Origin of the sequence: Peptostreptococcus faecalis (genome assembly GCF_900240845.1) — a bacterium.
In the GTDB taxonomy this organism is placed as follows: domain Bacteria; phylum Bacillota; class Clostridia; order Peptostreptococcales; family Peptostreptococcaceae; genus Peptostreptococcus; species Peptostreptococcus faecalis.
Genome location: NZ_OERU01000005.1, coordinates 1 through 14,104, shown reverse-complemented (window position 1 = coordinate 14,104; position 14,104 = coordinate 1). Strand labels below are relative to the sequence as shown.

Here is a 14,104-nt window from a genome sequence, read left to right as displayed (position 1 = left end):
ATATTTAATTTTGATATACAGGTGAGAGGGCATCACTTATCAAGAAGTATGTTAAAATTTAATAAATTTTATAAACAATAAAAAAACAGGCTATGTAGTTTTAATGATAAACATACATAGCCTATTTTGTTTTTAATTATAAATATCAAGATATATCAAGTCAAACTACTTATCTTTTTTAGCAGAAATACATAGTATTTTACAAACTTTGACATATACAAATCTGTAAAGAACATATATCAATAATGTAATGACTGATATTATTCCTAGAATAGATGCTATTGCAGAAATTTCACTTGGCGTTATTGTTTCATCGTTATTATACAGTATTAAAAGATAAAATAATAGTATAGATATAGTTCCGACACTAGTAGGGGCAATGAAAACTTTTGATATTTGAGACTTCGCTACTTTTCTAAGGTAATCATTGTTGGCTCCTAACCTCTTCAAATTTTCAAATACATGTGAGTTGTTTAGTCCAATCGTAATACTTCTAGTGTATGCAATTACTGCAACTGCTGCAAAGCAAATAATTGATATAAATACAAATAACATCAAAAATACAGATGAGGATTTCAAGAAATCTGTTTGGTCTAATATTCTAAATTTAGGCATATATTTCCAGTAATTTCTAAAATCAAAAGAATCTTTTTTTTCAAAACTAAGTGGATCTTCACCCTTTGAGATTAAAGTTTCATTGTCAAGAAAATAAGGTTCACCTTTATCTTGTGCTCGTTTTTTTGCAAGAGGATCCCAACTATCGTGTACTTCTACATCTGAGTTGGAGTGGTCTACTATTTCATTAAATAGCTCTTTGGCAAATGGGTAAGTTTTTTCTACGTTTAGAACATTGAAAAATATTTGATTTTCTAAATATATATTTTCTAGTCCAGCTGTAATTTCATTGTAGTCACTATCATCTAATATTTTATATGAATAAAGCAAATTATTTCTTGGATAATTATCTACAGGAGCTACATCTAATACCTTTCCAGTTGTTAGATTAGTTACTTTTAAAGTGTCATTACCTGCAATATAGTCGTCAAAGGTTCCATCTGATAAATGGACTACTGTTATAGTTCCAGGTTTTAAATCTATTTTTTCGCCTGTCAGTTTATTGTAGGCACTTTCAGAAAGAAAATTTTTTGTACGAAGAGTTTCTCTGTATTGATAATAATAAGTAGAGTTCTCCCTTTCAATTTGATCATCTCCGTCTACAGCAAGTACTGCAAAAGGTTGTGATATATAATCGGTGATAGTTACATTGTGCTTTTTCGCAAGATTATGTATATCTTCTTTTTCAACCATATTCTGATCAAGTCTATAGTGAAATGAGTAATCGGCAGTTCTATTCTCAGTATCAGAAGAAATACCAGAGTTCATCATTGGCACGTAAAATGAGGCGAAGTATCCACCTGCGACAAGTAGTGTGATTACCAACATATTTCTTACTGTTTGGCGACCTTCAAATTTCATTATGCTGTTGCTTATTATATTTTTGTACTTATTTTTACTTTTTTTCCAACCATTTACAACGGTGTGAAGCATTACCATGTAGAGTCCAATAAATAGAGGAATGTACAGAGGTGCTGTTAAAAATTCAGGTGGATAGTAGTGTAACTCTGTAATTATAATAGAAGGCACTTTTAATCCTAGAAATGCACCGACTATCATTAGAATTATTCCAGCTATACCATACCATTTTGGAACATTTTTAATAGGCTCACTTTTTTTAGATTCATTGACAACATCAATTATATTAGTTCTTTTTATAAATGCATTTAGTCTAAAGAAAGTTATTATTATTAGTATAATACTGTATGCTGCAGCTAGAAAAGGTGTTTTAAGTGAGATTGCTAATACCATCTCTTCTGAATTCACAACAAATGTTCTAAATAGTTGCCATATTGTCCATGCAAGAGGGCTGCCAAGTACTATTCCAAGTAGAGATGAAATAATAACAGTAGATACAACTTCTCTGACTAGATTGGTTTTTATTTGTTTTTTTGAAGCGCCAAGAGCCATTAGTACGCCGGATTCTCTTGATTTATACCTTAAAAAAAGACCGAGTGCGTAATTTACAAATACTATACACCCAATTACTGCTAAAGCAAATATCATTGTTACCTGTTTCCTAGAGTCTCCACCTTCAGGTAACATATTTAAAATTGTATCTGAGTTTATCATTGTCAGATAGGCAGTAATTAACAACACTGACATGAATGTGCATGTAGCAAGAAGGATGTATTGATTTTTATTTTTTTTTCGAAGTTCTTTATACACATCATTAAAGCTCTTCATTTTCATTCTCCTCTCCTAGTGTTTGAATTGTATTCAATAGTTCCTTTTGGAAATCTGAACGATTTTTATCTTTTTTATTGAGTACAAATTCTACTTGACCATCTCTTAGTATTATTACTCTGTCACAATATGATGCTGCAAAAGAGTCATGGGTTACCATTAGTATAGTGGCTTCAACAGTTTTTTTTGCTTGAATAAAACTTTCTATTACTGCTTTTGAGCTTTTTGAATCCAGATTTCCTGTAGGTTCATCTGCAAGAATCATTAAGGGATTATTAATTAATGCTCTAGCTACTGCAGTTCTTTGTTTTTCTCCACCAGATACTTCCGCTGGATATTTATTTTTAATATGTGATATTCCAAACATTTCACATAGTTGGTTAGCAGAGTTTTCCATTTGTTTGTTGACTTTACCTGCAATAATTCTAGGTAACATAATATTGTCTAAAATGCTTAGTCCATCTAAGAGCATATAATCTTGAAACACAAAACCTAATTTTTGATTTCTTACGAATGATAGCCTTTTTTCATCTAGATCCACTAAATTAATATCACCTAATTGTATTTTTCCACTGTCGATTGGAAAATAGCATGATATTGCATTTAATAAAGTAGTTTTACCAGATCCAGAAGGACCCATTACTCCGACAAATTCTTCTTTTTTTACATTTAGAGAAATACCTTTTAATACTTCATAATTTTTATTTCCTACTTGAAATGATTTGTATAAATTTTCTATATTTAACATTATTATCGCCTCCCTTTGATTATATTTTAAAGGAATATCATTGAGGATATTTTTAGCAGTGTCATAAATAGCAATTTTTATGTAATTGTTTTCTAGTTTTTATTTTCGATGTAATAAATGACGCTTTTATTGTAATAAGCTGTTTTTAAAAGAAATTATGCTATGATATAATAGAATTAAACAGGAGGAATAAATATGATTAATATAGGTATATGCGATGACTCTCAAGAGGCTAGATTTTTGCTAAGTGTAACTCTTGAGAGAATTTTAGATAAAAAGAATATTAAGTATAATATTTATGAATTTTCATCAGGAGAACGTTTTTTAAAATGGTTTAATAAATATGAAAATAGACTAGATTTATTATTTTTAGATATAGAGATGCTGGGAATTGATGGCATGGATACGGCAAAAAGAATTAGAGAATTTAATTCATTAGTTCAAATAGTATTTGTTACTAGCCATCCTACATATGTGTTTGACGGATATTCTGTAGGTGCATTAGGATATATTATGAAGCCTGCAAAAGAAACTCAAGTTGAAGATGCTTTAGAAAGGGCAATTTTTGCTCTCAATAAAAATAAGATAGATGTATATGTAATTAAAAATATTGATGGTATATACAAAATTCCAAAGCATGCTATTTTATTTTTTTATTCAGAAAAGAGGACTATAGTTTGCGTTACAAAGGATAATAATTATACTTTTTACGCTAAATTAGATAATGTTGAAGAAGAGGTATCTATGCCGTTTGTTAGGATTCATCAAAGATATCTTGTAAATGCAGATTTAGTGGATAGAATTAATATTGACTCGGTGAGTATAGGAGGAGAAGAACTTCCTATAAGTCGTTCATATAAAGAAAAAGCAGTACTTGAGTTGAGCAGAAGTCTTTTGAAATGAGGTAAATTATGAAGTTTTTTATAGAATTTTTACTATTTACAACTGGGATAGTATTTCCGGTGATTGTTGGAGCATTATTATATAATCTAGTGAAAAAATATATCTATATAAGAAAAAATAAAATATTCAAATCGATTATGTTCGTTGCGCTAGTTGCACTTTCTTTTAATGTTAGTTGGATAGGTGATGAAAATCCTATGATATTACTTCCTATTTTTGTAATAGTATTTTTAATGTGTTCAGAAGATATAATGATAAAGAGACTTGTGATTTCAATAGGAATATATACTTTGATTACGCCTATCGGAATGCTAGTAGATAGTATTCCGATGTTTATAGATGGAAATGATTATGAACTATTTTTGGTATTTGAAAATTCAAAACATATAATTAAATCTGTAGTAATAATAACAATTGCAATTATTCTAACTAAAATTATAGGCAAAAGTAAAATTAAGCTAGATACAAAAATATGGATGTTAATGGGAGGTTTATTGCTTGCAACATTCTTTATCACTCTTGCATTTACAAAATTTGGACTGGGAGATCTTTTATATGCTACAGAGTCTGGTTTCAATGCAAAGATGATAGGTAGTAAAGAATATGTTGATCTTGTGAATAATACAATTTTTAGAATATCATATATGACGCTTCCATTCGCGTCTATTTCAGCATTTATGGTATTGGTTGTAGTCATAATTCTTTCAAAGCATGAAGAAGAAGTCAAAAGTGAGAATTTAGAAAGATTAAGAGGAACTTACTATGAAGGAATTAAAAGAGAGCAAGATGCGGTCAGAACTATTAGGCATGATTTAAAAAACCATCTCTTTACAATGCAAACCATGATTGATCAGAGTAAATACTCAGAGGTAGAGGATTATTTAAAAAAACTTACTAATTCCCCAGCTATAAAAGAGTATAGACAGATTTCAAATAATGATATTGTCAATGCTGTACTCGATAACAAGATTTCTATTATGGATAAAAAAAATATAAAACTTGATTATAAGATAAGTGTTCCAGAGATATTGAGTATTTCTGAAATTGATATTTCATCATTGCTTGGGAATGCACTTGATAATGCTATTGAGGCAGTAGAGCAAATAGATGATAAAATGATAACCCTACGTTTAAGAGCTGATAAAGGTCTTTTTATGTTGCAAGTTGAAAATCCAATTAAAGAAGAGCTAAAAGTAAAAGATGGTCTATTTATAACTACTAAAGCAGATAAAAAGCATCATGGATTTGGGCTTAGGAGTATTAGAGAGGTAGCTAAGATATACAGTGGTACCATGGAAACAAATGTAAAGGATGGGAAATTTGAACTCATAGTCAGTATTCCATTATAAAATAGATAAAAAATAGATTCAAATAAAAGTCATCCTATTTAAGAAAATACCTTGAAAAATAAAAAAGATTATGATAATCTTTATCATAAGTGGGTATAATATATATGCAAGTAAAATTATATAAATAAAAATTAAATTAAAATATTAATTAAAATAGGAGGACTATAATATGTCAATGATTAACAAAAAGGTAAGTGATTTTAACGTACAGGCGTACCACAATGGTGAATTTGTACCAGTAAAGAAGGAAGATATTTTGGGACAGTGGTCAGTATTTTTCTTCTATCCAGCAGACTTTACATTTGTTTGCCCGACTGAGTTAGAAGATTTAGCAAACTCATATGAAAAATTCAAAGAAATAGGTTGTGAAATTTATTCTGTATCTTGTGATACTCATTTCGTACACAAGGCATGGCATGATGCGTCTAAGACAATACAAAAGATTCAGTATCCAATGTTAGCAGATCCTACTGGAGCACTAGCTCGTGATTTTGATGTGATGATAGAAAGCGATGGAGTTGCAGAACGTGGAACATTTGTTGTTAACCCAGAAGGAGAAATAGTAGCATATGAAGTAGTAGCAGGTAGCGTTGGACGTAACGCTGATGAATTACTTAGACGTGTTCAGGCTTCTCAGTTTGTAGCATCACATGATGGTGAAGTTTGCCCAGCAAAGTGGACACCAGGAGAAAAGACTCTTAAGCCTAGTCTTGACCTTGTTGGATTAATATAATGAACAAAAATCTATATGATGTAATAGTTGTTGGCGGGGGGCCGGCTGGTCTTACCGCCGGCCTTTACCTTGCTCGTGCAAAATATCGTGTACTGGTAGTAGAACAAGAAAACTTTGGTGGGCAGATTACCATTACAGATAATGTAGTAAATTATCCAGGTGTTGAATCAAGTAGTGGAGAAGAAATCACTAGTACTATGAGAAAACAAGCTCAAAGTTTTGGGGCGGAGTTTCTTTTAGCAGGAGTGGAAAGCGTTAATTTTGATGGAGATATTAAGGAAGTGAATACTTCTCGCGGTAAGTATCAAGCGTTTGGGATTGTACTTGCAACAGGAGCACATCCTCGTAGTATAGGATTTTCTGGAGAAGAAGAGTTCAAGGGCAGAGGTGTAGCTTATTGTGCTACATGCGATGGTGAATTCTTTACTGGAAAAGACGTATTTGTAGTTGGTGGAGGGTTTGCAGCAGCCGAAGAAGCTGTATTTTTGACTAGATATGCAAAAAAAGTAACTATGTTAATTAGAAAATCTGATTTTGGATGTGCAAAGTCAACTGCTGATCTGGCTAAAGAAAATGAAAATATTGAAATTCACTATAACACTGTAGTAGAAGGACTATCTGGTGGAACTATTTTGGAGTCTCTAAGATATAGAAACACTGTTACAGGTGAAGTGACTGAGTATAGACCTTCTAATGGTGAAAGTTTTGGAGTATTTGTATTTGCAGGATATGAACCTAGCACAAAATTCTTAAGCGGTATTGTTGAATTAGATGAATATGGATATATTTTGACAGATAGAAATCAAAAGACGTCAATAGATGGGATATATGCAGCTGGTGATGTTTGTGTTAAAAATTTAAGACAGATGGTGACGGCTACAGCAGATGGAGCGATTGCAGCAACAGAACTAGAACACTATGTGACAACAATGCATGAAAAGACGGGCATTATGCCGGATAGACCTTCAAGCAAGGAAACACATGAAGCAGCTCAAGAAAAAGTAGAGGCTTCATCATCGGAATCTTTCTTTACATCAGATGTGAAAGATCAATTGTCTGGAGTATTTGAAAAAATGGATAATTCTTTGATATTACGCGTATACTTAGATGACAGTTCTGTGTCAGAAGAATTGCGTATATTTATGCAAGAGTTGACAGATTTGACTGATAAACTTACATTACAAGTCAATGAAAATTCATTTGATCTATCTCCTAGGATAGAAATTTTGTCTTCTGATGGAAAAGATAAAGGTCTTTCATTTAATGGGGTTCCAGGTGGACATGAATTTAATTCTTTTGTAATTGGTTTGTATAATGCGGCTGGACCAGGTCAAGCACTGGATGAAGAAACTTTAAAAAGAATACAAGCTATAAAATCGCCTGTATCAATTAAAGTGTTGGTATCTTTATCTTGTACAAAGTGCCCAGAGTTGGTGATGGCTGCTCAAAAAATTGCATCAGAAAATGAAAATATTAGAGCAGATGTATACGATTTAAATCACTTCCAATCTATAAAAGATGAGTACAATGTAATGAGCGTACCTTGCTTAGTTGTAAATGATAAGGACGTTACTTTTGGTAAGATGAATGTAGTACAACTTTTAGATTATTTGGAATCTGTAATATAAATAGAAGTTTGATATAAATAGAAGTTATATTTACTAAGGAATAACACCAATAATTATTTTGAAAGTAACTTTTAAAGCAAAGAATAAAAAAAATTAATAAAAGAAACCATAATAAAGAGGTCTAATAAAATTAGACCTCTTTATTATGGTATAATGATTAAGTACGCGAAATAAGATAGTCTAGACTAGAGTATAAAGGGGGTTTTTATTTGCCAAATAAAGATGCTAAAGAATTAATTAGAAAAAAATTTATTGAGATGCTTAATCAAATGCCATTAAAAAAAATAACAGTGAAGGATATTGTATCTGAATGTAATATAAATAGAAATACTTTTTACTACCACTATAGTGATGTTTACGACTTGCTATCCGAAATATTTCAGATAGAATTTCAAAATGCTACAAAGGACTATAACAAAAGTTTATCTTGGGAAGAAGTATTTTTAGCTGCAGTTAAATTTTCTTTAGAAAATAAGAAGGCTATATATCATATATATTATTCAATACAAAGAGAAGAGTTAGAAAGATATATTTACAATGTTGCTGGTCACGCAATGAGTCAATATGTAGAAAATAAAAATAAGGACATCAATGCCCTTGAAATGGATAAAGAAATAATAGTTTCTTTTTACCAGTGTGCGTTGACTACAATGGTGATTCAATGGATTTCAAATGGAATGAAGGAAGATCCAGTAGTAATAATAGGAAGAATAGGAAGGCTTTTTAATGGGCATATTGAAGAGTCTTTAATTAGAAGTGCAAACGATAGAATATATTAGTAAACTACCCTCATGTCTAGGTTCTAGACACGGGGGCTTTTTTGTCTAGTGAAAAAATACTTTTATAGATGTATTATAAGGTAACGGGATAAATAAAGATGCCAAAATTAAAAGAGGTTCAAAGTAAAAAAATAAAATTAGCGAAAGTTAAAAATTAGAAAGAGGGAGAAAATATGAAAATTAAGACACATGATGACAGATTGAAGTTGACAAATGGTACTTACCACTCATTAGTGAATGCAAGAAAGCCAGAAGGTATTGAAGATAAGAAAGCGTACTTGATAGGAACAGGAATCGCTTCGTTGGCAGCGGGATGTTTTCTTATTAGAGATGCTCATATGGAAGGTAATAAAATTACCTTTTTAGAGCAATTAGATATACCAGGTGGTTCTTTAGATGGAAATATTCGTCAAAATACAGGATACGTAGCACGTGGTGGTAGAGAAATGGGACATTGCTTTGAAGTGCTATGGAGTTTATTTAGTTCTTTGCCTTCTACAGAAGATCCAAGCATGAGTGTATTAGATCACTTTTTCTACACTAATTTAGACGATCCTAACTTTAGTAATTGTCGTATAACAAAAGAGCAAGGTGTTCGTTATGATAACGGAAAATTCAACTTAACTCAAGAAATGGCAATGGAACTCGCTACATTTGTAATGATATCTGATGAACAATTACAAGATAGATCTATAGAAGAATTTTTATCAAAAGAATTATTGGAGAGTGATTTTTGGACTCTTTGGAGAACAATGTTTGCATTTGAAAATTGGCATAGTGCATTAGAAATGAAACTTTACATGAATAGATTTATTCATCATATAGATGGTCTTACTGATTTATCAGCATTACAGTTTTCAAAGCATGACCAGTACACTTCTTTCGTGCTTCCAATGGTAAAATATCTTAAAGATAATGGTGCAGAATTTAAATACGGTGTAAAAGTAGATAACGTAGAATTTGACATTACTGAAGAGAAGAAAGTTGCAACAAAAATAGTAGCTTTTGATAAAGAAGGTAATGATATATCAATAGAAACAACTGAAAATGATTTAGTATTTATTACAAATGGATCTATGACAGAAAACTCTGGATACGGAGATGATAATACTCCAGCACCATTTAATACGGAGCTTGATGGTTGTTGGAAATTATGGAAAAATATCGCAGCACAAAGTGATGAATTTGGACATCCTGAAAAATTCTACGGAGATACAGAAAAGAGTAACTGGGAATCTTGTACTGTAACTTGTCATGGTGGAAAAGTTCCAGAATACATCGAAAAAATTACTAAGCGTTCGCCATATGGTGGAAAGGTAGTTACAGGTGGAATTGTGACAGCAGTGGATTCTTCATGGTTATTGAGTTGGACAATAAACCGTCAAAATCAGTATATTGGACAGCCTGAAGAAGATGTACTAGTTTGGGTATACGGACTATTCTCTGATGTAGAAGGAGATTATATAAAAAAGGCAATGAGAGATTGTACTGGAAAAGAAATTACTAAAGAATGGCTTTACCACATAGGTGTACCAGTAGAAGAAATTGATGAATTAGCAGAAACTTGTACAGCAATTCCAGTAATGATGCCATATATTACAGCTCAGTTTATGCCTAGAGCATTTGGAGATAGACCTTATGTAGTACCTAAAAATGCAACAAACTTCGCGTTCTTAGGACAGTTTGCAGAGACTCTAGATGATCCAGGTAGAGATACAGTATTCACAATAGAATACTCAGGGCGTACTGCTATGGAAGCTGTATACGTACTTACGGGAGTTGAAAAAGGTGTACCAGAAGTATTTGGTTCAAGATATGATATTAGATATTTATTAAATGGAGCAGTAGAATTGCTTGACGGTCAAAAGCCTCAACTTCCAATACCTCCAATGAAGATGATGAATATTATGAAACACTTATCAGGTACAGATATAGAAGTATTATTAAAAGAATACAATATTTTATAATATTAGTTTAGTTGAAATAAATTCACAAAAGTTAAATTTGAAAATCTAGTTTTTATTAGAAATATAAAATAAACTACAATTTTATTTATTAAAAAGGCGTAGGTAGATTAAAAATCTCCTATGTCTTTTTTATTATTCAAAAATATTCTTTACTAAATGCCATTATATAACTTGTATTCTATTATTTTAGCGGCTTGATTATGTATAAAAACTTAAAAAAAAATGAAAAAATGTATACTTTTTTATTTAAGTTTGTTATATTAAAATTTGACAATAAAAAAAGGAGTTAAATTATGTCAAAAAAATATAATAATGTAGTGAAAGAAATTTTTTTAATATTACTTATCTTGATCGTGTTTGATATACCTGGTAAGGTAGAAAATCAAGTATCTTTAATGATTCATCCGTCAAATACAAGTGATTCCTTAATGCTGACAGGAGTTGATACAGTAATACCTATTTGGGTATATTTATTGGTTATAGGTTTTTATATATTTCTTGCAAAAAAACTTGATATTGCTAAATTTGATTTAACATTTATCAATAAGAAAAATATAATTATAATAATAGGCGTTTTCATTTTAGATAGGATTTTTGATTCTATAGGAGGAGAAATATTGAGCCTTCAAGGAATTGTAGATACAGCAAATCAGATTTATCTAGAGGAAGCCTATAGTGGAACAAGTTGGTATTTGACATTTATAGGAACGTCAATATATGCTCCTGTAGTCGAGGAGATTATATTTAGAGGATATATAGTTGGGAGATTGTTTAAAAACAAGCCAGTTATTGGAATAACGATAAGTGCATTATCTTTTGGTGCTATACATAATCCTACTGATATTACAAGTTTTATGATTTATGCTATGTCAGGATTATTATTTGCCACAGCATATTATAAAACAAAAAGATTAGAAGTTCCAATATGTATTCATTTCTTGGTCAATACCATGCCATTTTAAACTAGAGAATATTTATATTAATTAAAACTAAAATTATATAATGATTAAAAAAGGTGCTTTATATATATGTTTTGAAATTAAAAATTTGAATTTCAGACTAAAATATATTTAAAAGCTCCTTTTTTCTATCATTTAATAATACAAATAGTAAAGTATAGTGAGTATAAAATTTTAATTATATAAATAAAAAAAAAGAAAAATAAATGGTTTAAACTAAAAATATTAAAATATCAAAATATAAAACAGCCTAATATATTGATAAACAAATCAAATTTGTTATAATTATTGTATAGCTAAGATTTCAAGAAATCATCAAAACTTAGTAGTATATTAAATTAAGGGGGAAAATACATGAAAAAAAGAGTTTTATCACTTATGCTTGCTTTAGCAATGATTATAAGTACAATTTTACCATCGATATCATATGCAGATACGCCAAAAGATATTGGTAGTAGTGGATTGAAGTACGTAAATCAGGGGCCAGTGATGATCTATGGGATGGCTGATGATGGAACAATGACAAATGTACTTACCAATCCTGATGGTAGTCTAATTGATCCAAATAATCCGCCTGTGCTGACAGTAGGAAATTCACTTAGATTTAGAGTTGATTGGAATATTGATAACATTATGGGAAAAGGATTGGTAGAAGGAGATTGGTTTGAATTTGACTTGCCGAGCCAGTATTTTAAATTTATGGAAAGCTCTATGCAATCATTAAAAGCTATGAGTGAATTAGGAATTGAGGAAGAAATAGGAACATTTCAGATAATGGATGCAACGGATACTGAACCTGCAAAAATAAAAGTTGTACTGAATAATGTGGCTGTTGAAAAAAATTTCATAAATAAAGGATATATACAGGTTGATGCTAAGGCTGATAAAGTTAAAAATCCAAATGAACAAATACAAGTAGGAGATTGGATTATTCCAGAGTTAGAGATAAAACCAGTGGATCCAAATATAGAATTTCCAGATAATAAGCCACTAGTTAAAAGTGGATGGCAAATTACGAATCAAGATAAGGTAACTTGGGGATTGGACGTAAGTACAGATATTATAAAAGGAGTATATAATGGTGATATAACTAATCCTAATGTAAAGAAGAATTTAGTTCTAATTGATGAATTCCCAGAAGGACTGGAATACGATGATAATTCCAACTTAGATTTAGCTATACCAATATATGTTGCCAATGAAAATGGAAGAATGTCAAAAACGCTTCTAAACCCTGCAAATGGAGCTGGTGGCTGGAATAACTATACTATGAAGACAGATTCAGGCTTTAATAAAATTCAACAAAATTCTGGCGAAAGTTGGGAACAATTTAAGACAAGAGTCCAATCTGAATCTAGCATAGCATATGGAATATTTAAGGACTCAACAGATAACAGAAATAAACTTATAATAAATTTTGGAGATTTACCAGGGACATTGAAGAGTCCTAAAAATTTGAGCCAAATATTTGCTCTTATAGATGCTGATAGCACTTTAACTGATCAGCAAAAGAGGGATACAAAAGAAGCTTATAACAGAATAAATATCGCGACTGGTGGTATTGAAGGCGGTCAAGATGGTACTCTGGCTTTAGGATTCGTATTGCAAATACAAGGTATGAGAGTAACTGATGATTTTTTAGATGTCGATAGATTTAAAAATGAAGCAAAAATCACATGGACAGACGGAAGTGAAATAGATGATGGAGAAGCAATTTTCCAGAGAATTCAAGGTGGTGCTGTAACAGGTGAACCTCAATCTGTTGTAATAAAGAAACTCGAAGATGGAACAGCAAATAAATTATCTGGAGCAAAATTCAAACTTCAGAAAAAAAATCAGTTAGGTATATGGGAAGACTTCAATCCTACAGATGGAGGTCAAGTTGAAAGAATAACAGATTCCAATGGAGAAATAACATATAAAAAACTTTCTAATGGTGAATATAAAGTACTAGAGGTTAGTGCTCCAGCGGGATATTCAGATGAGATTAGATTTTTAAATGGAAAAGATACTTTTATAATAGATGGATCTGAGCAAGGAGCAGTTTATATTACTGCATATAATAAAAAGGAAGCACCTAGTCCAGTAAATATTAACTTAGAAGGAACGAAGTCATTAGAAGGAAGAACACTAGAAAATGGAGAATTTGAATTCGTTTTAAAGGATAAAAACGGAAACGAGATCCAAAGAGTTAAAAATGACGCAACAGGAAAATTCTCATTTGGAAATATCTCAATATCAGAAGCTGGAGTATCAAATTATACAATATCAGAAGTGATGGGAAACCAAGCAGGAATAACATATGATAAGTCAATCTACAATGTAGAGGTGACAACAACATTAGATAATGCGACAAACAAGTTAGTAACAGATGTAAAATACTTCGATGCAGCAGGAAATGATATAACGAAAATACAATTTAACAACAAGTACATAGCTCCAAAAACAACAGAAATAAAAATAGGAGTTGAAAAAGAGTTAAAGGGTAGGGCACAAAAGGCACGTGAATTCAGATTTTTATTAGAGGGAGAAACTGATAATACAGGTAAAATTAGAGAGTTAGCTACTAATAATATATCTGGAGAGGCTTTATTTAAAGATATTGAATTAAAAGATGTAGGAAAATATATTTACAAAATAACAGAGGTAAAAGGAAAAGACAGTAAAATCAAATACGATAAGTCTGAATACAAATTAATAGTAGATGTGACTCTGAACTCTACAACAAATGAGCTAG

At 30.9% G+C, this 14,104-nt stretch carries 10 protein-coding genes; 8 read left to right on the top strand and 2 right to left on the bottom strand.

From position 1 onward, the window contains the following. Window positions 1-165: 165 nt before the first annotated feature. Together C0982_RS07710 and C0982_RS07705 are read right to left on the bottom strand one after the other, a co-directional pair. Window positions 166-2,301 (bottom strand): FtsX-like permease family protein, encoded by a 2,136-nt coding sequence (locus tag C0982_RS07710; protein WP_180946911.1) that lies wholly within the window; start codon window positions 2,299-2,301, stop codon window positions 166-168. Further along, entirely contained in the window at window positions 2,288-3,049 is a 762-nt protein-coding gene (locus C0982_RS07705) for an ABC transporter ATP-binding protein (RefSeq protein ID WP_101773655.1), read from the bottom strand. Before C0982_RS07705 ends, C0982_RS07710 begins: the two co-directional genes overlap by 14 nt. 195 nt (window positions 3,050-3,244) lie before the next feature. Between C0982_RS07705 and C0982_RS07700 the strand changes: the two genes are divergently transcribed. The 8 genes from C0982_RS07700 to C0982_RS07665 all read left to right on the top strand — a co-directional run. Next, a complete protein-coding gene (locus C0982_RS07700; protein ID WP_101773654.1) occupies window positions 3,245-3,952 on the top strand; it encodes a LytR/AlgR family response regulator transcription factor in 708 nt (235 codons plus the stop codon). Window positions 3,953-3,960: 8 nt separating this feature from the next. Beyond that, window positions 3,961-5,301 carry a sensor histidine kinase gene (locus C0982_RS07695; protein WP_101773653.1) on the top strand — a complete coding sequence of 447 codons (1,341 nt, stop codon included), beginning with the start codon at window positions 3,961-3,963 and terminating at the stop codon, window positions 5,299-5,301. Between the two features lie 169 nt (window positions 5,302-5,470). Continuing rightward, the gene (gene ahpC, locus C0982_RS07690; RefSeq protein WP_101773652.1) at window positions 5,471-6,034 is read left to right on the top strand and encodes an alkyl hydroperoxide reductase subunit C; all 564 of its coding nucleotides are present in this window, start codon (window positions 5,471-5,473) and stop codon (window positions 6,032-6,034) included. Continuing rightward, window positions 6,034-7,662 (top strand): FAD-dependent oxidoreductase, encoded by a 1,629-nt coding sequence (locus tag C0982_RS07685; RefSeq protein ID WP_101773651.1) that lies wholly within the window; start codon window positions 6,034-6,036, stop codon window positions 7,660-7,662. Before ahpC ends, C0982_RS07685 begins: the two co-directional genes overlap by 1 nt. A gap of 209 nt (window positions 7,663-7,871) precedes the next feature. Further along, complete coding sequence (locus tag C0982_RS07680) at window positions 7,872-8,441, top strand: TetR/AcrR family transcriptional regulator (protein WP_330399817.1); 570 nt, start codon at window positions 7,872-7,874, stop codon at window positions 8,439-8,441. Between the two features lie 173 nt (window positions 8,442-8,614). Then, window positions 8,615-10,408, top strand: coding sequence for an oleate hydratase (locus tag C0982_RS07675; RefSeq protein ID WP_101773650.1), 1,794 nt, complete (start codon window positions 8,615-8,617; stop codon window positions 10,406-10,408). A gap of 293 nt (window positions 10,409-10,701) precedes the next feature. Next, complete coding sequence (locus tag C0982_RS07670; RefSeq protein WP_101773649.1) at window positions 10,702-11,370, top strand: CPBP family intramembrane glutamic endopeptidase; 669 nt, start codon at window positions 10,702-10,704, stop codon at window positions 11,368-11,370. A gap of 351 nt (window positions 11,371-11,721) precedes the next feature. Next, window positions 11,722-14,104, top strand: a 2,383-nt coding sequence (locus C0982_RS07665) for a Spy0128 family protein (RefSeq protein ID WP_207653242.1), incomplete at its 3' end; no start/stop codon positions are given.

What these genes read in the sequence shown, in the direction of transcription:
- C0982_RS07675 (WP_101773650.1), top strand. Translation starts at nt 8,615, where the DNA reads ATGAAAATTAAGACACATGATGACAGATTGAAGTTGACAAATGGTACT.
- C0982_RS07670 (WP_101773649.1), top strand. Translation starts at nt 10,702, where the DNA reads ATGTCAAAAAAATATAATAATGTAGTGAAAGAAATTTTTTTAATATTA.
- C0982_RS07705 (WP_101773655.1), bottom strand. Translation starts at nt 3,049, where the DNA reads ATGTTAAATATAGAAAATTTATACAAATCATTTCAAGTAGGAAATAAA.
- C0982_RS07685 (WP_101773651.1), top strand. Translation starts at nt 6,034, where the DNA reads ATGAACAAAAATCTATATGATGTAATAGTTGTTGGCGGGGGGCCGGCT.
- C0982_RS07695 (WP_101773653.1), top strand. Translation starts at nt 3,961, where the DNA reads ATGAAGTTTTTTATAGAATTTTTACTATTTACAACTGGGATAGTATTT.
- ahpC (WP_101773652.1), top strand. Translation starts at nt 5,471, where the DNA reads ATGTCAATGATTAACAAAAAGGTAAGTGATTTTAACGTACAGGCGTAC.
- C0982_RS07700 (WP_101773654.1), top strand. Translation starts at nt 3,245, where the DNA reads ATGATTAATATAGGTATATGCGATGACTCTCAAGAGGCTAGATTTTTG.
- C0982_RS07710 (WP_180946911.1), bottom strand. Translation starts at nt 2,301, where the DNA reads ATGAAGAGCTTTAATGATGTGTATAAAGAACTTCGAAAAAAAAATAAA.